General features: G+C 41.9%; 22 protein-coding genes. 5 read left to right on the top strand and 17 right to left on the bottom strand.

Features of this window, described 5'->3' with window-relative positions:
- Nucleotides 1-59 precede the first annotated feature (59 nt).
- Nucleotides 60-941 carry a choice-of-anchor H family protein gene (locus tag EGC82_RS07395; protein ID WP_124730192.1) on the bottom strand — a complete coding sequence of 294 codons (882 nt, stop codon included), beginning with the start codon at nucleotides 939-941 and terminating at the stop codon, nucleotides 60-62.
- A gap of 442 nt (nucleotides 942-1383) precedes the next feature.
- Between EGC82_RS07395 and EGC82_RS07390 the strand changes: the two genes are divergently transcribed.
- From EGC82_RS07390 to EGC82_RS07375, 4 genes are all read left to right on the top strand, one after another.
- Nucleotides 1384-1737 carry a PepSY domain-containing protein gene (locus EGC82_RS07390; RefSeq protein WP_244212550.1) on the top strand — a complete coding sequence of 118 codons (354 nt, stop codon included), beginning with the start codon at nucleotides 1384-1386 and terminating at the stop codon, nucleotides 1735-1737.
- Between the two features lie 3 nt (nucleotides 1738-1740).
- Entirely contained in the window at nucleotides 1741-2424 is a 684-nt protein-coding gene (locus EGC82_RS07385; protein ID WP_124730191.1) for a response regulator transcription factor, read from the top strand.
- Nucleotides 2417-3745, top strand: a complete 1329-nt coding sequence (locus EGC82_RS07380; protein ID WP_124730190.1) for an ATP-binding protein — start codon at nucleotides 2417-2419, stop codon at nucleotides 3743-3745. The genes EGC82_RS07385 and EGC82_RS07380 overlap by 8 nt, the downstream gene beginning before the upstream one ends.
- 142 nt (nucleotides 3746-3887) lie before the next feature.
- Entirely contained in the window at nucleotides 3888-5405 is a 1518-nt protein-coding gene (locus tag EGC82_RS07375) for a DUF3300 domain-containing protein (protein ID WP_124730189.1), read from the top strand.
- Between the two features lie 94 nt (nucleotides 5406-5499).
- On the opposite strand, the gene EGC82_RS07370 is transcribed toward EGC82_RS07375, so the two are convergent.
- The 7 genes from EGC82_RS07370 to EGC82_RS07340 form a co-directional block, all read right to left on the bottom strand.
- A complete protein-coding gene (locus tag EGC82_RS07370; protein WP_124730188.1) occupies nucleotides 5500-6903 on the bottom strand; it encodes an ATP-binding protein in 1404 nt (467 codons plus the stop codon).
- Between the two features lie 209 nt (nucleotides 6904-7112).
- On the bottom strand, nucleotides 7113-7772 hold the full coding sequence (locus EGC82_RS07365) for a response regulator (protein WP_124730187.1): 660 nt from the start codon (nucleotides 7770-7772) through the stop codon (nucleotides 7113-7115).
- Between the two features lie 16 nt (nucleotides 7773-7788).
- Nucleotides 7789-8664 (bottom strand): FAD:protein FMN transferase, encoded by an 876-nt coding sequence (locus EGC82_RS07360; RefSeq protein WP_124732584.1) that lies wholly within the window; start codon nucleotides 8662-8664, stop codon nucleotides 7789-7791.
- Nucleotides 8665-8756: 92 nt separating this feature from the next.
- Nucleotides 8757-10055 (bottom strand): DUF3570 domain-containing protein, encoded by a 1299-nt coding sequence (locus EGC82_RS07355; RefSeq protein ID WP_124730186.1) that lies wholly within the window; start codon nucleotides 10053-10055, stop codon nucleotides 8757-8759.
- On the bottom strand, nucleotides 10046-10285 hold the full coding sequence (locus EGC82_RS07350; RefSeq protein WP_124730185.1) for a DUF4266 domain-containing protein: 240 nt from the start codon (nucleotides 10283-10285) through the stop codon (nucleotides 10046-10048). Before EGC82_RS07350 ends, EGC82_RS07355 begins: the two co-directional genes overlap by 10 nt.
- Before the next feature lie 4 nt (nucleotides 10286-10289).
- Nucleotides 10290-10799 carry a TlpA disulfide reductase family protein gene (locus EGC82_RS07345; RefSeq protein ID WP_124732583.1) on the bottom strand — a complete coding sequence of 170 codons (510 nt, stop codon included), beginning with the start codon at nucleotides 10797-10799 and terminating at the stop codon, nucleotides 10290-10292.
- 131 nt (nucleotides 10800-10930) lie between these two features.
- Nucleotides 10931-11497, bottom strand: coding sequence for a cytochrome b/b6 domain-containing protein (locus tag EGC82_RS07340; protein ID WP_124730184.1), 567 nt, complete (start codon nucleotides 11495-11497; stop codon nucleotides 10931-10933).
- Between the two features lie 136 nt (nucleotides 11498-11633).
- On the opposite strand from EGC82_RS07340, the gene EGC82_RS07335 reads away from it, so the two are divergent.
- Nucleotides 11634-12035, top strand: a complete 402-nt coding sequence (locus EGC82_RS07335) for a hypothetical protein (protein WP_124730183.1) — start codon at nucleotides 11634-11636, stop codon at nucleotides 12033-12035.
- A gap of 32 nt (nucleotides 12036-12067) precedes the next feature.
- Here EGC82_RS07335 and EGC82_RS07330 read toward each other — a convergent pair whose 3' ends face one another.
- The 9 genes from EGC82_RS07330 to rlmN form a co-directional block, all read right to left on the bottom strand.
- Complete coding sequence (locus EGC82_RS07330) at nucleotides 12068-12277, bottom strand: DUF3565 domain-containing protein (RefSeq protein ID WP_124730182.1); 210 nt, start codon at nucleotides 12275-12277, stop codon at nucleotides 12068-12070.
- 155 nt (nucleotides 12278-12432) lie between these two features.
- On the bottom strand, nucleotides 12433-13899 hold the full coding sequence (gene der, locus EGC82_RS07325; RefSeq protein WP_124730181.1) for a ribosome biogenesis GTPase Der: 1467 nt from the start codon (nucleotides 13897-13899) through the stop codon (nucleotides 12433-12435).
- Nucleotides 13900-14002: 103 nt separating this feature from the next.
- Nucleotides 14003-15238: an outer membrane protein assembly factor BamB gene (gene bamB / locus EGC82_RS07320; protein WP_124730180.1), complete on the bottom strand. Its 1236-nt coding sequence runs from the start codon at nucleotides 15236-15238 to the stop codon at nucleotides 14003-14005.
- Between the two features lie 12 nt (nucleotides 15239-15250).
- Nucleotides 15251-15871, bottom strand: a complete 621-nt coding sequence (locus EGC82_RS07315) for a tetratricopeptide repeat protein (protein ID WP_124730179.1) — start codon at nucleotides 15869-15871, stop codon at nucleotides 15251-15253.
- A 26-nt stretch (nucleotides 15872-15897) separates the two neighbouring features.
- Entirely contained in the window at nucleotides 15898-17172 is a 1275-nt protein-coding gene (hisS, locus tag EGC82_RS07310) for a histidine--tRNA ligase (protein WP_124730178.1), read from the bottom strand.
- Nucleotides 17173-17267: 95 nt separating this feature from the next.
- A complete protein-coding gene (gene ispG, locus EGC82_RS07305) occupies nucleotides 17268-18383 on the bottom strand; it encodes a flavodoxin-dependent (E)-4-hydroxy-3-methylbut-2-enyl-diphosphate synthase (RefSeq protein ID WP_124730177.1) in 1116 nt (371 codons plus the stop codon).
- 31 nt (nucleotides 18384-18414) lie between these two features.
- Nucleotides 18415-19401, bottom strand: a complete 987-nt coding sequence (locus EGC82_RS07300) for a RodZ domain-containing protein (RefSeq protein WP_124730176.1) — start codon at nucleotides 19399-19401, stop codon at nucleotides 18415-18417.
- Nucleotides 19401-20186 carry a type IV pilus biogenesis/stability protein PilW gene (gene pilW, locus EGC82_RS07295; protein WP_124730175.1) on the bottom strand — a complete coding sequence of 262 codons (786 nt, stop codon included), beginning with the start codon at nucleotides 20184-20186 and terminating at the stop codon, nucleotides 19401-19403. Before pilW ends, EGC82_RS07300 begins: the two co-directional genes overlap by 1 nt.
- Nucleotides 20187-20217: 31 nt before the next feature.
- Nucleotides 20218-21339 carry a dual-specificity RNA methyltransferase RlmN gene (gene rlmN, locus EGC82_RS07290; RefSeq protein WP_124730174.1) on the bottom strand — a complete coding sequence of 374 codons (1122 nt, stop codon included), beginning with the start codon at nucleotides 21337-21339 and terminating at the stop codon, nucleotides 20218-20220.
- Nucleotides 21340-21355: the final 16 nt, after the last annotated feature.

Raw genomic sequence — 21355 nt, 5'->3', positions numbered from 1 at the left:
AACAAATTAAATCCACTCAAAAAAGGGTTATTGTAACGTACATAAGCATAAATCTTACGTTATATTTTATTAATCATCCGTCTACGCAGGCCAATAAACCCAGCGAGAAAACTGATACTTAACCAAGATAACGATCCACCAGAATGCTCATTTTCGATATAAACTTCTTCCACATAAACCGCGTCACGGTCGCTACTTTCAAGTGGCAACGCATACAATGCATTTGATTCATCGCTGCTGATTGTGGCTACCGGATCGGCATAACCTAACTCATATAAATCGATCAACACATCGTAATGATCGGTTTGATAACCATTAGCCAATGTGGTGAGGACTTCGTAATCGTCGTTGCTAGAATCGGCATGTAAAGTGAATACGTCGGTTGAGTAATAGTGAACCCATGGACCACCGTCTTGACTTAAATATAATTCAGCAAATACATCGGCCTGTATATCGCCCGCACTACTATTAATATCGGCATCAAAAGTCACACTAAATGTTTGATAAAACCCGTCGTAATCATAATCTTCCAATAAACGAGAATCAGCGCCGTAGAATGAAAAGTCGTAATAAACAACTTGGTTTTGCAGTGCTAATGCTCGCTGCTGTTTGTTGGCGACTGTGGCGGCGGCCTTCTTATTTTTAGCCATCACCTGCTCACGAGTGACCTTTTGAATTGCACTGCTCGCATTACTTGGCAACTTAACTTGCTCATGTAAGGCATTCATCCTGGCCTGCTTATCTGTATCAGATTCGGTTACTTGGCTATTAATCACTCTTGCTTGGCTGTATGTGCCTAAACCTTGTTCAGATATCCGTTCGGCAGCTTGTACTGTTGGCGAGCTTAACCACAGTGCACTGGCAACGCATAAGCTTATTCCCAATTTTACTTGGTTATTGATTGACGATACGTTGGCTGTCTTTGCAGTATTATGTTTCATGTTAATTCCTCACAGTCTTGATATTGATGCCATTAAAGCCTAATCAAAATGAACATAAGCTGAACATGACCTTTAAGGTGACGGCCAATAATCCTTTAAAATAAACCGATACACTGAATAGTTAGCTTAAACTTATTCCCAAACGGCCTCGATATGCGGTCTGCTAGAGTCGCGGTGCTTTTATAGGCTCCTAGGCTCTTGTTATAGTATTTTATAGAACCTAGAACTGAGAACTGCAGAGGTTTGGGCATATATCATTCAGCTAATGTTCATCTGCTAAAACATATACTGCACTCACAAATCATCCAGATAGTTATTTTATCTATACCTTACGGGCGCTTATTATACCTTATGGGTATTTACTCAATTAAGTTAAGTAGATGTTTCTATATAGAAAGGGATCTTTTACACTGACAATAATGAGGTTATTAAGGATCACAATATGCCGCGTATGCTCAACGTAAATACCATAATGTTAGGCCTGATATTAGTGATACTGTCACTATCTTGCCCAGTACAGTCTTATGCTGCCGCATTGGATTCATCTGTCGCTGTTAACCTCTCTCCCGGCCCTAATAATAATCGTCAAAATAGTAATCAAAACAGTAGTCTCACGGTAACTAGCGCACAACAAGCTGTACAAATAGCCCAAAGTCGCTATTCAGGTAAAGTATTAAAAGTGCAATCAGCTAACGTCAATGGCCATCCTGGTTATCGGATTAAACTACTCACCAATGATGGGGTGATTTTTTATGTCTCAGTCGATGCCACCAATGGCTCTGTGTCAAGGAACTAGCCCATGAGATTATTACTGGTAGAAGACGATCTAGCCCTGCAAGCTAATATCAAACAGCATCTTATCGAGGCGCAATATACTGTTGATGTCGCCAGCGATGGTGAAGAAGGCTTATTTCAAGCTCAAGAATATCAATATGATGTGGCGATTATTGACGTGGGCTTACCTAAGCTTGATGGTTTGTCATTAATCAGTAAGCTACGTGAGCAAGACATTAGCTATCCGATCATTATTTTAACTGCTCGAGACAGTTGGCAAGATAAAGTGGTTGGTTTAGATGCTGGTGCAGATGACTACTTAAGTAAACCCTTTCAGTTAGAAGAACTCGTTGCCCGTATCAATGCATTAATTCGTCGTTCGGCAGGTAAAGCCAGCCCAGTCATCCAAAATGGGCCCTTTAGTATTAATACTCGCAGTTTAGAAATTAAAAAAAGCCAGCAAATAATTAACCTGAGCGGTTCTGAATACAAACTATTTGAATACCTGATGTTACATCCCGGTTCAGTGCATTCAAAAAGCAGCTTAATTGAACATATTTACGATCAAGATTTTGATTTAGATTCCAATGTTATTGAAGTCTTTATTCGTCGTTTACGTAAAAAACTCGACCCAGACAATCAATATCAATTGATCGAAACCTTACGCGGCCAAGGCTATCGATTACGTCAGTTAGAACCAGATGCATAAACTACTTAACTCGCTTAAAGTCCGCATTGTTGTCAGTGCATTACTACTGATTTTAGTGCTATTGCCTATTATCGGTATGACCGTTAACAAGGCCTTTGAAACTCAAATAAATGTTGCTGCAAAAAACCAGTTAAAGGCCTATGTGTATTCTGTTTTGGCCATGGCTGAAGTCGAAGATAACCAATTACAAATGCCGTCTCATTTACTTGAAAACCAATTCAATGTCATTGGATCGGGCCTTTATGCCTTAATCACCACTAAAGATAACCAGTTACTGTGGACCTCCAACTCATTTCTCGGTCTCAATACACCTATTAACTTACCTAAACCCGCTACCGGTAGAAGCACGTTCGACACGATAATGATTAATGATAAACCTCAATTGATCTTTAGTTTTAGCGTTAGCTTTGCCACCAGTGAACAACCTTTTACCATGACGTTACACATCATAAAAAATCAACAAGAATACCTACAACAAATACAAAAGTTCTCCAATACCTTATGGACTTGGTTACTGATCTTAACGGCCTTATTGGTTATCGTGCAGCTAAGCTGGTTATTGTGGACGCTAAAGCCTTTAGGTAAATTAAGCCAAGAACTCAGCGCCGTAGAACAAGGTACCTCAATGCAGCTAAGTACTCACTATCCTGTTGAACTGCAAAAAGTAGCCAAGCAATTAAATACCCTATTGCAAACTGAACAAAATCAACGTAAACGCTACCGTAATGCTTTAGCCGATTTAGCCCACAGCTTAAAAACGCCTTTGGCGGTAATGCAAACACAAGCGGATTTAAGCGACGCCTCGATGGAACAAATTAATCGCATAAACCAGATTATTGCCTATCAACTTAGACGAGCACAAAGTGCTGCTGGTAGTGCTTGGCACTTAGGAATTGGTGTCGACGATATCGCCGTACGCTTAGTGCGCACTCTGGGTAAAATTTACCAACAGCAACAACTTAATATTGATTATCAAGGCGACCACAATGCACGCTTTAAAGGTGATGAAGCCGATTTAACAGAAATGCTCGGTAATGTGTTAGACAACGCCTGTAAAGCCGCAAGTACCCAGGTAAGGCTAACCGTTATACAAGGGCCCGACAGCCTACGTATTGCTGTAGAAGATAACGGCGCAGGTGTTCCGAAAGACAAACAACAGCAAATTTTCGAACGCGGCATGCGCGCTGATACTTATGAGCAAGGTCATGGTATTGGTTTAGCGATTGTGCGTGACCTCGTCGATAGCTATCACGGTAAGCTTACCGTTGGCCAATCAACATCATTGGGCGGCGCCAAATTTGAGTTTGAATTTACTCATTAATCGCTAACGTTTAATCAATAGATAGCTCGTTGTTAACTCAACTTCACGATAAACGGCTACATCTCTCGTGTAGCCTTCAGCTTATGTTCATCTTCGACTCGTTATCATCAAGCTAACAGTCATCAATGACACTGGAGATAACATGAAAAAAGCCATTCTAGCACCCGCTCAGGCGCTACTTGCCTTAGCGTTGGTCTGTACACCATTAACAAGTGTACAAGCGGCGCAGCCAGCTAATACGTACACTTATACCGCCGAAGATGAAGTGGTCAGTGATGCTGAGTTAGCACAGATGCTCGCGCCGATTGCGCTATATCCAGACAGTTTATTAACTCATATATTAATTGCATCTACCTATCCGTTAGAAATAGTACAAGCTAAGCGTTGGTTATCAAATCAAGGTAATCGTAGCACCAACCAAATCATGACCGAGATAGAGTCACAAGACTGGGACCCAAGCGTTAAAGCTTTGGTTGCCTTCCCTAACGTACTCGAACGTTTAAATAATGATTTAGCCTGGACACAAAGTGTAGGTGATGCCTTTTTACAAGATGAAGGCCGCATGCTAGATACGATTCAGGCCCTCCGACAACAAGCCGATGCAGCCAATAACCTGGCCGACCTTGAGCAAGTAAAAGTATCAAGGGTTGAGCGTCGAATTATTATTGAATCGGTTCGTCCAGAAATTGTCTATGTACCTTATTACGACAGCCGCATTGTTTACGGAGACTGGCGCTGGAATCGTTACCCACCGGTTTATTGGAATGCGCCAGCTTATGTGCATTACCGCCCTAACCACAGTGCCATTTATTGGGACAGCGGAGTGCGGATTAGTTTCAACTTCTTTTTTAGTGGTTTTCATTGGCATGACCGCCGCGTAATTGCGGTGCCAGTACATCAAAATTACCGTTACTACACACCACGAAAAATTAGTTATAGCCATGGAGCACAGCATTGGCAACATAAGCCTAAGCATCGTAAAGGCGTGGCTTATCACAGCCGAGTGATCAGTAAGCGTTATAATGGCCATTATGAAAAACGTAACCCACAGGTAAGTTATTCTCGTGAGCCTAAACGTCAGTTAGCTAATGAGCCTCGTCATAACTCAAGCAAAGTAAACGATCAACGTAAACAGGTAAATTACAGTAATCAGGTTAAGCATAGTAACCAAGATAAACACCGCGAGAAATCAGCCGTTAGAAACGTAAACCGTAATGAGCCAGTTGAACACAGAAGTAACCAGCTAAAACGCGAGCTAAGTCAGCAACGTCAACCTGCGACACAAGTAAAGTCGTTTGACCGTAAAGGCGAGCCAACGAAGTCAAACTACAGTCGTCAACGCGACGTGGCGCAAACGGGGCCTAAATATGAGGCAAAGCCGGTAACAAATGTGAGCAGTAAGCCACGTAATCAGCAGTTACAACAAGCTCAAGGTAATACCCGAGTTGATAAAGCACGCCAACCGCAAGTTAACTCAATGCATAATCAACAACAGCAGGTAAAGCAAACTAGAAGAAGTGAGCCACAGAAACAACAAGTTCGTGAAACAACTCGATCAGCGCCTCAACAATCTTCACGATCTGTGAGTCAGCAACGTGATAATTCATCACGCCATGCAAGCCAATCAAGAGAGATTAAGCCCTCAAGAGAAAGGCAGTAGGCGGTTAACGGCTCGATAAAAACAACATGAACATAATGAGTCTGGCATGTTGTTTTTATCGATTAGACATCATGACAACAGAAAAAGAGCCTAATTAAACCTGAGTTTGAGGTAATACAATACGCACATTAAGCCCATGAGGTTCTACCTGACTAAAGGTCAGCTCACCGTGATGCAAACTGATAATATGCTGACAAATAGATAAGCCTAAACCCGCCCCTTGGGATGCATTTTCATCTACACGATAAAATCGATTCTTGGCTAAGCCTATTTCCTCATCGGACATACCGCGTCCTTGATCCATAACACAAATCATCGCCTGATTATTATCCTGTGAAGCCTCAATGGTAATTAATGATTCAACCGGGCTATATTTACAGGCATTCTCGATAATGTTTTTCAGTACTAATTCGAGGTAAAACGGATCGGCATTGATGGTCATTTCAGCTGGAATATCGATATGCCATTCGTAATCGGCAATCACGTGCAAAAGCTGATTTATTACGTTCTCAATAATATTAACTAATTTACAATCGGTTTGATTTAGCGCCTCAATAGCATCAACACGCGACAACAGTAACAATTGCTCTACGGTATGATTAATCCGATTGACTCCCTCACCTATCGCCTCTATGTACGCTAAGGTAGCAAGCTGAATCTCTGGCGCCTGGCTCGACAATAAATCATTCAAGCCGTCACTGTGCAGCTTAATAATCGCTAACGGAGTTTTAAGCTCGTGCGCGGCATCGGCACTAAAGCGGCGCTCACGGATGATGGTATCGGCAATGCGCAGCAAATAACTGTTAAGGGCTTTTTGGATTGACGCTAATTCAGTTGGCAAAGTGAAATTTATTGGGGTTAGATCTTGGGCGGGACGCTTATTTAAATGGCGCTCGAGTAATTTCACTGGTTTGAATAAGTAGTAGGTCAATAGCAACATAAAAAACATCATGATGGGAGCAATGATTAATGGCGATCGCCAAGTATTACTAATAATTAACGACACTAACTCTTGCCTAACGTCATCACGCTGTGCGGTAACAATCCACACCTGATGCGACAACGAGAAAAAACTGTACACATGCCATAACTCATTACCGATGCTTCGAGTATCATACCCTTGAGTGAAATTGGTTAATAGCTGTTCGCCGGAGCTGTCGGAGTATGCCAGTAATTGCCCAGCACTGGACAGTAATTGAAATGATAACTTGTGCTCATAAGATAAGGTGATGGGATTAGCTTGATCGGCAAAGGTTTCGATTTTTGAATCTGAAACATGAAACAAGATAGGACGCTGGGCCAATTGTACTAGTTGCTCTTCGGTCAGCTGTTCCACATAAAATTGTTCAAGCATTTTGGCGGTTTGAACCATTTGTGCATCAAACAACTCTTCAACTTCATGCATGGCATCACGAGTGCTTAATATACTCGAAAACGTCACCGTAAGAACAATCCCCACCAGCATCAGTAAACTTAATAATAACCGTAATGAAAACATAATATCCTTATTTTATTAAGTATCATCAATCTGATACTGAGCGGGTCGCGATTTGTAGGGTGTTGGATTTACGGTGTGTTTGGCGGGCTAATTTAACTAACCTGCAAGAGTAATAATCGGTTATCAAACGGGTGAGATAGAATAGGTTAAATATTCTGATTTGAATGACCTAGCCTGCACTTAACTCAAGTTGCCTGGTACCAATGGAATTATACCGTTTCAGTTAAAATATAACCGATACCACGTACAGTTTTGATTATTTCGCTAGCGGTTTTTTTTCGTAAATGATGGATATGCACTTCAATCGAATTGCTGCCCACTTCATCCCAACCATAAGTTAACTGCTCGAGTTGATTACGGGTTAATACTCGTCCTGCAGATTGAGCAAATTCCAGCAATAATTGATATTCACGTCGGGATAACAATACTAACTCACCACGAAAATGAACCTCGCAGCGCGCAAAATCGATGTCGAGTGCACCGTAACTAAATTGGTTGTTATCTAGGCCATGTTGGCGACGAATGATCGCTTTGAGTCTAGCAATTAACTCTCTTACATCAAAAGGTTTACTTAAATAATCATCAGCGCCAATATCCAAACACATTAAGCGCATGTCAAAATCAGCGTTTGCAGTCAACACGATAATAGGTAATGAGATACCATTTTTACGCCACTGCTTTAATAAGTCAGCACCATTACCGTCGGGCAAACCCAAATCGAGAATAATGGCACTAAAATCTTCATTTTCTAAGGCGATTTGTGCTTGATTATAAGATGCTAAATGGTCAACCTGAATGCCTTCTTTGGCCAAGCTCATCACGATACCTTGGGCTAACAGCTTATTATCTTCTACTAATAATACCCGCATTCATTATCCTTAATCATTAACGAAACACCTTAAAATCGACACCTTGTTGTTGTAAAAAATCTTCCGCAACCGCTCCTTTGAGCATCGACATAGTGGCTAACATGCCTGCCATCACACAATTTGGCGCCAATACAGTGACAGACAATGGCGCATGCTCTATGGGATAACCTGTTTTAGGGTTAATAATATGCCCATAACGCTTACCGTTTACTTCAATATAACGCCGAGTATTACCACTGGTAGCTAATGCACCTTGGCGAATGGTTAACAGGGCCGCAGCATTATCGAGCTTGTGCGGGTTTTCAATGCCCACCTGCCAGCCATCAGTTTTGATGATTGGACAAGCAATATCGCCCCCAAAATTAACAAGTACCGATTGATTTGGCCAACGTTGCGCCAATATTTTCGCAGTGCGATCAACTGCATACTCTTTACCAATACCACCAAAATCGACACTCATGCCTGCTGGCATATAAATGCTGTTGCCAGTTAATTCAATAGAAGCAAAACCAACATGACGCAGAGCGTTATCGATATTAGATTGAGCGGGCACATTATGGCTGCCATCGAAGCGCCATAATGCCATTAATGGGCAGGCACTAATATCAAACGCAGCCTCACTTAATTGAAAACATTGCTCAGCAAAGGTAAGTAAATGCAGCGTTTCGGCATCAATCGGTATTATTTCTCCTTGGGCATGATTTAACTGCCACAGTACGTTACCTTCAATAAAACGACTAAATTTATGCTCTATACGCTTTGCTTCATCATAAGCAATATTGAGCATTTGCCTAGCTATGTGCTCGTCATCTACCGCCATTAACAACTCACATGGGCTTGCCATGGCGTTAAATGAACCCAAAAAACCCCAAGAACGAGTGCGTAAGCTCATCACTTTTGGGGCTTTTGATGCTGTCGTTAGCCGTTTATACACGTTAAATAACTCTGCTTAAAGATGATTGTATATCGAATAATATATTCATCTTAAAACGAATAACTCACTTGAGCTACTATCGCTTTTACCGCAGGGAATAAATCGTAGTTTTGTAACTGACCAGGTAACTCTGTACCGTTATTTTCAGGATTTTGCTGGTAATACTCAATACGATAACTCAATTCATGGCCACCTGATAAACGCTGACCAAACTTAAGCCCTATGGTATAAGCCGTCATATCACCAATACGGTAATCAGCACTGGCAAACTCAGGTATTGCATCACCACTCATTAAGAATGGTTGATAAAACTCGGCCGCCTGCTGCTGGTAATAACGCAAATGCAATTGTCCGTACATGCTTGGACTAAAATAATAGCGATAATGAGTTTCCAAAGTATGCGATTGTATATCCCAATCGTCAGTGCTGTAACGATACGAGAAATCGACTACACCTGAATCCAAAGCACCTTTAGTGAGTAAAAACACACTATGCTTCAAACGTGAATCTGGACGATTTTCATAGCGGTAAGCTTGTGTTTGACCGTTAACATCGACTTCACTGAGAATTTTATACGGGTCAGTCATGTAACCAGACACACTTGATAAACCGTAGTTAGCTTGCATAAGCCAATTGCGATTAATAATCTGCGTCACACCAAACATAATATCACTGGTTTGTTTCGTATCATCACCGTCTAAACGAGTTTGATCGAACGCAGCTTGATAATCGGTATCTGTGGCATAATTGCCACGAAAGACCATTTGTGACATGGCGACTGGACGACCGCCAACAGGGTCAACCACATCGTTGCTAAAAGCACCCGATAACGCCAAGGTCGTGTTGTTTTTATTAAAGCTACGTTCAAGGCCAGCATTAATACCCATCGATAGATAATCGAACTCTTTAGAGCCATATACCCCGACATTGCCGGTCCAATCTTGATTAAGTACTTCTTGCCAATTAGCGCTTAACTGTACTCGAGTATCATGAAACGTATCGTCGAGCGGCGTTTCGCCTACGTCAACAGTATATTGACCATCACCAGAAGGACGAGTAAACGTTTGGCTTTCATCTTGTGCAACAGCACCAGATGCCGATGCACCAGTCAAACTGTCGACCACAATTTTCAGGTCCAATAATGAACTGTCGCCAAAGGCTTTTTGCACATTACCGATGACTTCAGCAGCTTGAACTCTGTCTTGTTCGCCATAATACATAATGGCAGCATCAACTTTCCAATCATCATTAGTAGGTGTCATTTCAACAGCACTAACCTGTTGGCTCAATAGACTGCAGCTTGCTAATGCCAATGCACTGGCAATACTTTGCTTCGATGTTAGTTGCATCCACAACCTCCACCCGCTAATGAACGACCGCCACTGGTACCTTCTTTACTGAAATAAATATGATCATCTAACGCCAGATCAAGTTTCTCACTGTTTAATGCCATATCTGCACGAGCAAGTTGATCTTTTTCCCAGGGTTGCACACCCAGACTTGAGCAGCCAGCCAAAATATTGACAATGGCTAACGCCACAGCCGCCTTCGCTAAGGGTTTATAAAACGCTTTAGTCATGAGTTTATTCCTGTAACAGTATTTGGATTTCTTGTTCGTAGGCGGGGATGTTTTCGGTAAAAAATCCCATGTGAGTTTGTACTAGTTCACCTTTGCGATTAAACAAAAAGCTACTTGGCATACCTTGTAACTCAAAGGCTCGCGCAATATCACCCTCGGGGTCAAAACGAAGATTAAATTGTCCCGGCAGCTTACTCAAAAACTCACGAGCTAATGCGGTGTCAACATCAAGGTTAATCGCTACAACCTCTAAACCTTGCTGTTGATATTTCGCTTGCATGGCATTCATCCAAGGAAACGATTTACGACATGGACCACACCATGAAGCCCAAAAATCAACATAAACAACCTTACCGGCAAATTGTTGTAAACTAACCGACTGGCCTTGCAGATCCATCACCTTATTATCTAATGACGGTGCGGCTTGAGCCGTTATACTTAGCCCAAGCCCTAACGCCAAACTTAGTACGGCAATGTTTAACTTACTTAAGCGTGAAAATAACTTTTTTGACATCATATTTTTGCCTACAGACTTGATAGCAGACAAAATAAGTCACCAATCTTAAGGTTTACTTAAGCAATGAAACCAAGCAAGTTAAATAGCTGAATAGGGTAAATATCGCCCAGTTCAATAAACCGTACAGGCTAGCCACCAATCATTTTCGACACTAAGCCTTTATCATGACCAGACTCTGCCACTAAAATCCCTGCTAGATGTAAGCTAATGAAAGGGATGAAATACCACAATGCCAGCTTATGGATTGTTTCAGCCTGTTCCTCTATTGCTTCAGGACCAAACTTAAGTAGCAACCCGGTTATGACCGATAATGCTACGCCAGCATAAAAGACCCAATACACCCATGCCTGAAACTTTTGCTTTGTGGTAGCTTGGCGTGAAAAAGGTGATAGGTAATGCAAACCAAATTTAGCCATATAGATAAAACGAGCCAACACAAATACCCCGACGGCATAACCAAAATAAATATGCCATTGGAACATCACGCCACGGATGCTTTTAGCAATGCTCACCGATTGCTGGTCAGTAATCATCACATCTATTTTTGTTAGGCCTTGATGAATAATGGCAGCCATATGGTTTTTCTCCATCCAACCAAGCCTTAATAATATCGTTAATAACATCACCATCATGGTCAATGCTAGTCCCCAATGAATAAGACGATGGAGCAGCGGATAAGTTGTCTGTGTTTGCATAAAAACCTCGATAGGATTGCAGTGATGGGGCTATTATCACGCCGAATTCTTAACAATCACTTATGAATGACAATAATCGAAAAATAATCTAAAACATGACATTATAATGATAAAATAACAATGAACGGACTCACAGATGACTCATTTTCTGCACAAGACTCGACAACTAGCGTTATTCCTTGCAGGTTTTGGCACTTCATTGGGCGGACTTTATACCTTATTCCCACAATGGGCTGTCGAAAATCTTAACCAGTTAGCCTATCACTCCAGTGATTCGATATTTATTCAGCATTGGGGATTAATGGTATTAATGGTGGGATGTAGTTTTTTTATTGCTATGGTCCGTTCAACTTGGGTAAAACCGTTGTTTTGTATTGCGCTAATTGAAAAACTATTTTTTATCAGCCTTGTTCTCAGCAATGCCAATCAACCCTTTATTGATGGGTTTTGGTTATCAATGACGATGGACAGCATAATATGTATTTATATCATTGGGTACTTATGGTTCTGTCGTACCTCTGCAGACATAAGCTCTTAAGATAATCAACTATAATTTAATCAGCTGAACTTTTAATCAATAATATCTCTCGGTGCAGCAACATCGCATTTTTTGCAGATCAAGATCGTCCCCAGTTGTTGCTGCCGACCTTCAACCGTTATTACCCAAGGGCGAACGGTCCAAGGAGGATTATGACGCACATGTTGAAAATGGCCACAAGCTAATTCCGCAACCCAATGTTGCTCCTCGTCTACATGATAACCAACAATTTTTTGCTGCATACCCGTTCAACCCACCATTGATATTTTGCCGTATTACAGAATAAAGATGCTTTATTGAAGTTCAATAAATAGCCCACACTGTGGTGGTAATAGCCACAAAAAAGCCTGAACAAGTCAGGCTTTTTGAGTCATAAATAACTTAATACAACGCTAAGTTATTTAGTACGATCGCGAATGTGGCTCATTGCACGCTTACGACGACGCTCTTGACCGATAGTCAACTTTTCCGTTTTACCTTCAAACGGGTTAGCACCTTCATGGAAACGTAATTGGATTGGCGTACCCACTACTTTTAATGAACGACGGAAGTAGTTCATCATATAGCGTTTATATGAATCAGGCAGTTTCTTAACCTGGTTACCGTGGATCACAACAATTGGAGGGTTATAACCGCCAGCATGAGCATATTTCAGTTTCACACGACGACCATTGACCAATGGTGGCTGGTGATCATCTTGAGACATTTGCATAACGCGAGTTAGCATTGAAGTACTCACACGGCGTGTAGCACTGTCGTATGCTTCTTCAATTGACTCATATAAATGGCCGACACCTGTGCCATGTAATGCGGAGATAAAGTGAATCCGGGCAAAATCGATAAATCCTAGGCGGCGATCAAGCTCACTTTTAACACGGTCTTTGATTTTTTGATCAATACCGTCCCACTTGTTTATCGCAATAACCAAAGCACGACCCGCGTTTAAGGTAAAACCTAATAAACCCAGATCTTGCTCTGCAATACCTTCACGAGCATCGATCACTAATAGTACAACGTTAGCATCTTCAACCGCTTTCAAGGTTTTAATCACCGAGAACTTCTCGATAACTTCATGTACTTTACTGCGGCGACGAACACCAGCAGTATCAATTAATACGTACTCTCTACCTTCACGTGACATTGGAATGTAAATACTGTCACGGGTTGTGCCTGGTTCGTCATAAACCACTACGCGCTCTTCACCTAGAATACGGTTAATGAGCGTTGACTTACCCACGTTAGGCTTACCAATAATAGCGAGCTTAATCGGTAAGTTCTGTAGGCGAGTTTGTTCTGCTTCAGCTTCTTCTTCAGTATATTCACGCTCAATCTGCTCGCCTTCTTCGTCTAATTCACGAACAATACCCATGGCTTCAGCATAAGGCGTTAATGCATAGTCAATCATGTTGGTGACGCCACGGCCTTGTGACGCAGCCATTTGATACACTTCACCTAGACCAAGAGACCAAAATTCACCACATGCTGAATCAGCATCAATACCATCAACTTTATTGGCCACCACAAAGGTAACCTTGTCGCGGCTACGTAAATGCTGAGCAATGGCTAAATCTGCCGCCGTTAGGCCGGCACGAGCATCGGTCATAAATAATACGACATCAGCTTCTTCAATCGCGGCCAATGACTGTTCAGCCATTTTAGTTTCGATCCCCTCTTCGGTGCCATCAATACCGCCAGTATCAACAACAATAAACTCGTAGCCAGCTAAAAATGCACGGCCGTATTTACGGTCACGTGTTAAGCCAGGGAAATCAGCGACTAACGCATCACGAGTACGAGTAAGACGGTTAAATAATGTCGATTTGCCGACATTCGGTCGCCCTACAAGGGCCACAACAGGGATCATGATTTTGCCTCTAAAAAACTTTTCAATAAAAAGCCCCCGGAACGCTTCCAGGGGCTCTAGTAAGGATATTATACCTTAATTAACGCAAAAAGAGTGCTACGACTTATTCTGCATCAGTTTCAGTATCTTCCTCTACATTCATTTGCTCTTGTTTGTTCAACGAGACAATAGCTACTTTACCGCTACGACCTTGAACATAAATTTTATCGCCTACCACTAACGGTTGACCATATAATCCATCACTATCAACCTCAATGCGGCCAACTACATCGCCACTATTACGGTCAATAAAATGCAAGTAACCTTCAAAATCACCGACTACAATATAATTATCAATTACTGCAGGTGCCGTTAACTCGCGATTTTTAAGGACTGAATTACTCCATAACTCTAAACCATTGCGACGATCGACTGAATAAATGCGGCTATGATCGTCGACTAAATACAGGCTTATGCCAGCTGCAGCTAAATCATTAAAACTTGAGTATTTACGTGACCAAACAGTACGCCCGCTGCGCAACTCCATAGACACTAAATTACCGTTGTAACTAGCAACATACAGATTTTCGCCCAGTATTAATGGGGTCATATCAATATCTGCCATCCGAGTAAACTCATTAGCACCGGTTGGACTAAAAACAGCTTGTTCCCAAGCAGCTTGACCATTACTTTTAACCACAACAGCAACTTTGCCATCTGCCGTGCCTAAAAAGAAACCGCCCGCTTCATAAGCAGCAGAACCTGTGCCTCGTAAAGTAAGGTTGGGGAGTTGCATTTCATAAGACCACAGCTTTTTGCCAGTATCGATATTGAACGCTTCAAATACACCTTTACTGGTATTCACCGCAACAACATCTTCTGCCACTGTAGGTGCCGACAACAACTCGCCATTAGCTTGTGTTGACCATACAACGTCACCCGTTGCTTCATCAAGCGCAACCAATAAACCCGTTTCGCCACCAACAAAAACTTTGTTACGTGCAGCGGTTACACCAGCAGCTAAACGAATACCTTTGGTTTTGATTTCAAGTCTATCTTCAAAGACGTCATTAAAGTCTTGTTTCCATAGCTCATCACCACTGGTTTCATCAAAGGCAACCACAACACCGCTACGATCGGCTACAAACACCTTGCCATATCGAACTGTAGGACGAAGCTGCGAGTAATAATCACCTACACCATCACCTACACTGGTGTTCCAAATAATCTCTGGAAACACAGTTGCTTGTATATCAACTAATTCACTCACTGGCTCTTCTTCAACATCACTTGAAGAACAAGCAGACAGAAGAGCGACACTTAACCCAACGGCAAGTAGATTTTTACACCAAGACTTCATTGGCTAAATTCCTTATGCCTTGTTTAGATTGTCTAACTTCATGGTCAACGCTGGACTGGCTAACGCGCCACCATTATCCACTGCTGCTTGATAAGCTGATTTGGCTTTATCCAAATCACCTTGACGCACTAAAAAGTCGCCTTTTAATTCTTCACGTTGTGAAGCAAATGCTTTATCAGTCACTTGCTCCAGCGTGGCTAGCGCCATGCCTAAATTGTTTTGTTCAGCCTGGATACGCGCTAAACGGATCATCGCCACCATGCCCAAACCAGAACCAGGTTGCGCAGCAATTATCTTAGTAAATGAGGCTTCAGCTTTGGCTAAATCACCTGCTTCAACCGCCGACTTTGCTACCATCAACTCAAGCAATGCTTGATAACCTTGCTGATCATGTTCTGCTGTAAAGCTTTCTGCCTGAACTAATAACGCTGCAGGGTTAGCAGACTGTGTCACGATAGACTGAAATGACTCTGAGGCTTTTTCAGCCGCAGTCACTTTCATGTCAGAATAAGTATTCCAACCGTATAGACCACCAAGGCCTACTACGGCACCCACGACAATTGAGGTACCATAATCTTTCCAGAACTGCTTGATAGCATCTACTTGTTGTTCTTCTGTGCTATAAATTTCCACTTGCACTTCCCCTTTAAAATCAATTCTTAAATCAGTTCTGCAATTTTAGCTACGAGTTCACTACGCGTAACCAATTGTTGTTCATCGTTTGTTCTTAACGGCTTAATAGCAACTTGGCTATTGGCCATTTCGTTTTCACCAATAATTAACGCAAACTGAGCACCGCTTTTATCGGCACGTTTCATTTGCTTTTTAAAGTTGCCACCACCGCAATGGCTCATGACTTTAAGTGTTGGTAACTGTTGACGCAACTCTTGAGCCACTTTAATAGCTTCAACGACGCAATTATCGCCCATAGCAGTGACATAAATGTCCACTTCAGCAGCAATATCGCTAGTTAACTCAAGCGTTTCAAGTAATAGTACAATACGCTCAAGGCCCATTGCAAAACCAACAGCAGGGGTATCTTTACCACCCAGTTGGCCAACTAAACCATCGTAGCGTCCACCCGCCAATACGGTACCTTGAGAGCCCAAACTAGTGGTAACCCATTCAAATACAGTACGGTTATAATAATCTAAACCACGCACTAAACGTGGATTGATGGTGTATTGGATACCAACGGCGTCTAAGAGTTCACACAAAGTTGAAAAATGTGTCTTAGTCTCTTCACCAAGGTAGTCCATCAATGCAGGGGCATCAGCTAAAAGAGCCTGTACCTGCTGATCTTTACTATCTAGTACGCGTAATGGATTTGAATACATCCGACGTTGGCTATCTTCATCTAACTTATCTTTGTGTTGCTCTAAAAAAGCAATTAACGCATCGCGATAGGCAGCACGTTCAGCCGGATCGCCTAAAGTATTTAGCTCTAGTGCTACGTGTTCTTTAATGCCTAACAAGTCCCATAAACGGGCAGATAACATTAATACTTCAGCATCAATATCGGCGCTACCAATACCGTAAACTTCAACACCAAACTGATGAAATTGGCGGTAACGACCTTTCTGCGGGCGCTCATGGCGAAACATGGGTCCCATATACCATAAACGTTGTTCTTGATTGTAAAGCAGACCATGTTCGTTACCTGCACGCACTGTTGAAGCAGTGCCTTCTGGACGTAACGTTAAACTGTCACTGTTACGATCTTCAAAGGTGTACATTTCCTTTTCAACTATATCGGTCACTTCACCAATAGAGCGTTTAAAAAGATCGGTACTTTCTACGATAGGAGTACGAATTTCACTGTAACCAAATGCACTGACTGATGAGCGCAATACTGCTTCAACTTTTTGCCATAAAGGACTTTGTGTAGGCAGAATATCATTCATTCCACGAATAGCTTGGATTTGCTTTGCCACGGTTAACTTGTCCACTTCTTGATTAGCTTGCGCTAATAAAATGTAAATATACCCTCAACATCAACAACTCTTGGTTGCCATGCACAGGATTAAGATTATTCTGTTTTATCGATTATCGCGATGCGATTAGCCATCATGCTGGCTTTAGCGCGGATTTTTGCTTCTAAACCATCGACAATACTTTTATTGTCAAAGCGCTCTTTTTGACGCACTCCGTCATCATAATAACCGCTCTTAGCATGGCCGCCAGTTAAGCCGATATCAGCCACTAACGCTTCGCCTGGACCATTGACTACGCAACCGATAATAGATACATCCATTGCAGTAGTAATGTCTTCAAGACGACGTTCAAGTTCATTGACGGTACTAATCACATCAAACTCTTGGCGCGAACAAGAAGGACAAGCAATAAAATTAATGCCGCGACTACGAATACGTAGCGACTTTAAAATATCAAAGCCAACTTTAATTTCTTCAACCGGATCGGCCGCTAACGAAATACGTAAAGTATCACCAATGCCTTCGGCTAATAACATGCCTAAACCAACAGCTGATTTGACTGAACCTGCGCGCATACCGCCGGCTTCAGTAATACCTAAATGTAACGGTTGGCGAATTTGTTTAGCCAGCAAACGATATGATGCGACAGCGAGGAATACATCTGATGCTTTTACGCTGACTTTAAATTGATCAAAATTCAAACGGTCCAAAATATCCACATGACGCATTGCCGACTCAAACAATGCCTCCGGGGTAGGTTCGCGATATTTGTCCATTAAATCTTTTTCAAGCGAACCACCATTCACTCCGATACGGATGGGAATGTTTTTATCACGCGCACACTCAACTACGCTGCGAATGCGTGCTTCATTGCCAATATTGCCTGGATTAATACGCAGACAATCTGCACCGTATTCGGCCACTTTAAGTGCGATACGATAATCGAAATGAATATCGGCTATTAACGGTATATTCACTGACTGTTTGATAATTTTAAAGGCTTCAGCATCATCCATTGTCGGTACTGAAATACGTACAATATCAGCACCCACTTTTTCTAATGCTAGAATTTGCGCCACGGTGGCCGCTACATCGGTAGTTTTAGTATTCGTCATCGATTGAACAGCAATCGGCGCACCATCTCCAATAGGGACATTGCCCACATAGATACGTGTAGATGGTCTGCGAATAATTGGGGATTCGTTATACATGCAAATATGCTCTATTGCTGGTGCTAAAGCATTATGACGCTTTAGGCAGGGTTAATCTTGCTACTCGACCGTTGGCAAACTCAGCTAAACTGATGTTATTGCCATCGAGGCTGATACTGGCTACTTGAGGTGCACCCAGAATCACTTTAAAAGGTTTAAGACCACGGACTTCAATTCGTTGTGCCGCATTTTTCACGCCATCAACCATCACTTTACCATTAGCATCAGTCACATTAACCCAGCAGTCACCTGAGAGTTCAATGGTCAATACACTTTCTGTACCGGCTATAATTGTGTTTGTTGACTCTGTAGCTATAGCTGCAGAGTCAGTATTTGCACCCGCGCTATTAACAGCAGGTAATTGCTGTGCCGCATTGGCAGAATCTTGTGCAGATTGGATTAGCTTATCTTCAGCGGCTATTGCAGCCTTATTGGCTAAATCTGTTGCACTATCGTAACCTTCGCTACCTTGCTCATTACCACTAGATTGTGATGATTCGCTTCTAATAATCTGCTGTGGTTCCGGCATGTTGCTTACAGCAGCTATCTCTTCAACTGTTGGCTGTGATAAGTCAACACTTGTGAGTAGCGATGACTTTTGCACCCACCACAACACTAGCATTGCAATCAATACAGCAATAATAAGATAAGTCACAAAATTAAGTCGACTATTACGGGCTTGATGAGTTGTTTTACGTGAGAAACTTTGCATTACAGGTGCAACAATCTCAGGCAACTGATGGCTTAAGCATAGTTGAATTTGGCTAATATCAGCATTCACTACGCGGGCATAATTTTTAATGTAACCTCTAACATAAGTGGTAGAAGCTATATTAACAAAAATGTCATTTTCAAGATCATTGATGATCTTAGGACGTAAATGCAATTGGGTTGCTACGGTCTCAATTGAGATCCCCTTTGCTTCGCGAGCCGCTTTTAAAATGGCGCCGGCAGTAACAACATCCTTTAACAATGACGCTTTTTCTACGTCTTGTTCTACTTCGAATTCATTAGTCATTAATTCAGGTTAGCTCTATAATTTTTGGCTTGTGGTGATGCAGGAAATTTCGCAATAAGTAAAATGCCAAATCGTTTTACGGCTTCTACATCGTTTGCCGCCCGCTCAATCTTAATCCCTAAGGCTAAACTTTCTGCTGATTCGCTAGCAACTCGATGGTATCTTGCGAGTTGTTCGCGCGCACTGCCGTAGTCAGCATCTTCCATGGCTAACTCGGTTAACTCTAAAAACGTTACTTGACGTCTTTGATCATACTTTAACGCCATATTAAAATACTGTCGCGCTTTTTCTTTATCACCCGCTTTGCGACTGCATACGCCCAGGTTTTCATAGCTCGATGCTGTACGGGTATATTTAGGTGTATCAATTGCCGCAAGAAACATTTTTTCAGACTCGACAAACTTGTTTTGCTGACACAAAAATACCCCGAAATTATTCCGAGCATCTCCGGTTACATCATCAAGGCTAATCGCTTTGTTATATGACTCTTCCGTACGCTCTATATCACCAACCGTCTGATAATAATAAGCCATTGCCATATGAACTTCACTGATATTCGGCGCATATTCAACTGCTTTGTTTAAATTATACTTCGCTTGTTCACTATTACCACGATTTAGATACGTTAGCCCAAGTTGCATACGTTCTCTAGCAGCCCCCTGCTTATTAAACTTACGTTCAGCTACAGGGGTATCAGTCCCCGTATAAGTACGCTCAGTCACACAAGCAGTGACAGATAAGGCAACTAAACTAATCAGAATAACCTTTTGCATTCCTTGCTTCATTTATAAGCCTATTATCTATGCAAACAACGAGTTATTCCATTGTGACTGAAATCTGATTCTGTTGCATTTGTTTTTTTGCTAAACGCTTTGTTCTATCACGGATATCACCCGCTAATTGACCACAAGCAGCATCAATATCATCACCACGTGTTTTACGCACTATCACTGTTAGACCGTGTTCCATCAACACTTTAGAGAAACGATCTATACGAGAGTTAGATGAACGACCGTAAGGAGAACCAGGATACGGGTTAAACGGAATTAAGTTAATCTTACATGGAGTATCTTTCATTAACATGGCCAGTTCATGCGCTTGATCTGTGCTGTCATTGATATGATCAAGCATCACATACTCAACCGTCACTCGGCCACGATTTGCATTAGATTTTTCTAAATAACGACGAATAGCCGCTAAAAATTCTTGCAGCGGATATTTTTTATTAACGGGAACTAACACATCACGCAGTTCATCATTAGGCGCATGAATACTAACCGCTAAAGCAACGTCTATTGAGTCACCTAATTTATCAAGCGCTGGTACTACGCCAGAGGTTGATAATGTCACGCGGCGTTTAGATAAACTAAAGCCAAAGTCATCTAGCATGATATCCATTGCAGGGATCACATTAGCAAGGTTAAGCAAAGGCTCGCCCATACCCATCATCACCACGTTAGAAATAGGTCTATCGCCAGTGTCTTTATGGAAACCTAAAAATTGCGATACTCTCCAGACTTGGCCAACGATCTCCGATACTGTTAGATTACGGTTAAAACCTTGTTGGCCGGTAGAACAGAAGGTACACTCTAATGCGCAACCCACTTGCGAGGATACACATAATGTCGCGCGGTCTTCTTCCGGAATGTATACCGTTTCGACTTCTTGGCCCTGGCCAACATCGATAGCAAATTTAATTGTGCCATCAGCAGACTTTTGAAAATTAGAAATTTCAGGTGCAACAATTTCGCATTTCGCAGCTAATTTACCACGTAATACTTTGTTTATATTGTTCATTTCTTCAAAGTCAGTGACGCCAAAGTGATAAATCCACTTCATTAACTGATCGGCACGAAACGGTTTTTCGCCCATATCACTGAACAATGCTCGCAGTCCTTTACGATCAAGATTTAATAAATTGATTTTCTTTTCGCTCATCAGCCTAACCTCAAAC

Source organism: Shewanella livingstonensis (assembly GCF_003855395.1).
Taxonomy (GTDB): Bacteria; Pseudomonadota; Gammaproteobacteria; order Enterobacterales; family Shewanellaceae; genus Shewanella; species Shewanella livingstonensis.
The sequence above is the reverse complement of the archived record's forward strand: the minus strand, read 5'-3'. Positions and strand labels throughout refer to the sequence as shown.

Coding starts and splice junctions, on each gene's coding strand:
- EGC82_RS07395 (WP_124730192.1), bottom strand. CDS start 941: ATGAAACATAATACTGCAAAGACAGCCAACGTATCGTCAATCAATAAC.
- EGC82_RS07390 (WP_244212550.1), top strand. CDS start 1,384: ATGCCGCGTATGCTCAACGTAAATACCATAATGTTAGGCCTGATATTA.
- EGC82_RS07385 (WP_124730191.1), top strand. CDS start 1,741: ATGAGATTATTACTGGTAGAAGACGATCTAGCCCTGCAAGCTAATATC.
- EGC82_RS07380 (WP_124730190.1), top strand. CDS start 2,417: ATGCATAAACTACTTAACTCGCTTAAAGTCCGCATTGTTGTCAGTGCA.
- EGC82_RS07375 (WP_124730189.1), top strand. CDS start 3,888: ATGAAAAAAGCCATTCTAGCACCCGCTCAGGCGCTACTTGCCTTAGCG.
- EGC82_RS07370 (WP_124730188.1), bottom strand. CDS start 6,903: ATGTTTTCATTACGGTTATTATTAAGTTTACTGATGCTGGTGGGGATT.
- EGC82_RS07365 (WP_124730187.1), bottom strand. CDS start 7,772: ATGCGGGTATTATTAGTAGAAGATAATAAGCTGTTAGCCCAAGGTATC.
- EGC82_RS07360 (WP_124732584.1), bottom strand. CDS start 8,664: ATGAGCTTACGCACTCGTTCTTGGGGTTTTTTGGGTTCATTTAACGCC.
- EGC82_RS07355 (WP_124730186.1), bottom strand. CDS start 10,055: ATGCAACTAACATCGAAGCAAAGTATTGCCAGTGCATTGGCATTAGCA.
- EGC82_RS07350 (WP_124730185.1), bottom strand. CDS start 10,285: ATGACTAAAGCGTTTTATAAACCCTTAGCGAAGGCGGCTGTGGCGTTA.
- EGC82_RS07345 (WP_124732583.1), bottom strand. CDS start 10,799: ATGTCAAAAAAGTTATTTTCACGCTTAAGTAAGTTAAACATTGCCGTA.
- EGC82_RS07340 (WP_124730184.1), bottom strand. CDS start 11,497: ATGCAAACACAGACAACTTATCCGCTGCTCCATCGTCTTATTCATTGG.
- EGC82_RS07335 (WP_124730183.1), top strand. CDS start 11,634: ATGACTCATTTTCTGCACAAGACTCGACAACTAGCGTTATTCCTTGCA.
- EGC82_RS07330 (WP_124730182.1), bottom strand. CDS start 12,277: ATGCAGCAAAAAATTGTTGGTTATCATGTAGACGAGGAGCAACATTGG.
- der (WP_124730181.1), bottom strand. CDS start 13,899: ATGATCCCTGTTGTGGCCCTTGTAGGGCGACCGAATGTCGGCAAATCG.
- bamB (WP_124730180.1), bottom strand. CDS start 15,238: ATGAAGTCTTGGTGTAAAAATCTACTTGCCGTTGGGTTAAGTGTCGCT.
- ispG (WP_124730177.1), bottom strand. CDS start 18,383: ATGTATAACGAATCCCCAATTATTCGCAGACCATCTACACGTATCTAT.
- EGC82_RS07300 (WP_124730176.1), bottom strand. CDS start 19,401: ATGACTAATGAATTCGAAGTAGAACAAGACGTAGAAAAAGCGTCATTG.
- pilW (WP_124730175.1), bottom strand. CDS start 20,186: ATGAAGCAAGGAATGCAAAAGGTTATTCTGATTAGTTTAGTTGCCTTA.
- rlmN (WP_124730174.1), bottom strand. CDS start 21,339: ATGAGCGAAAAGAAAATCAATTTATTAAATCTTGATCGTAAAGGACTG.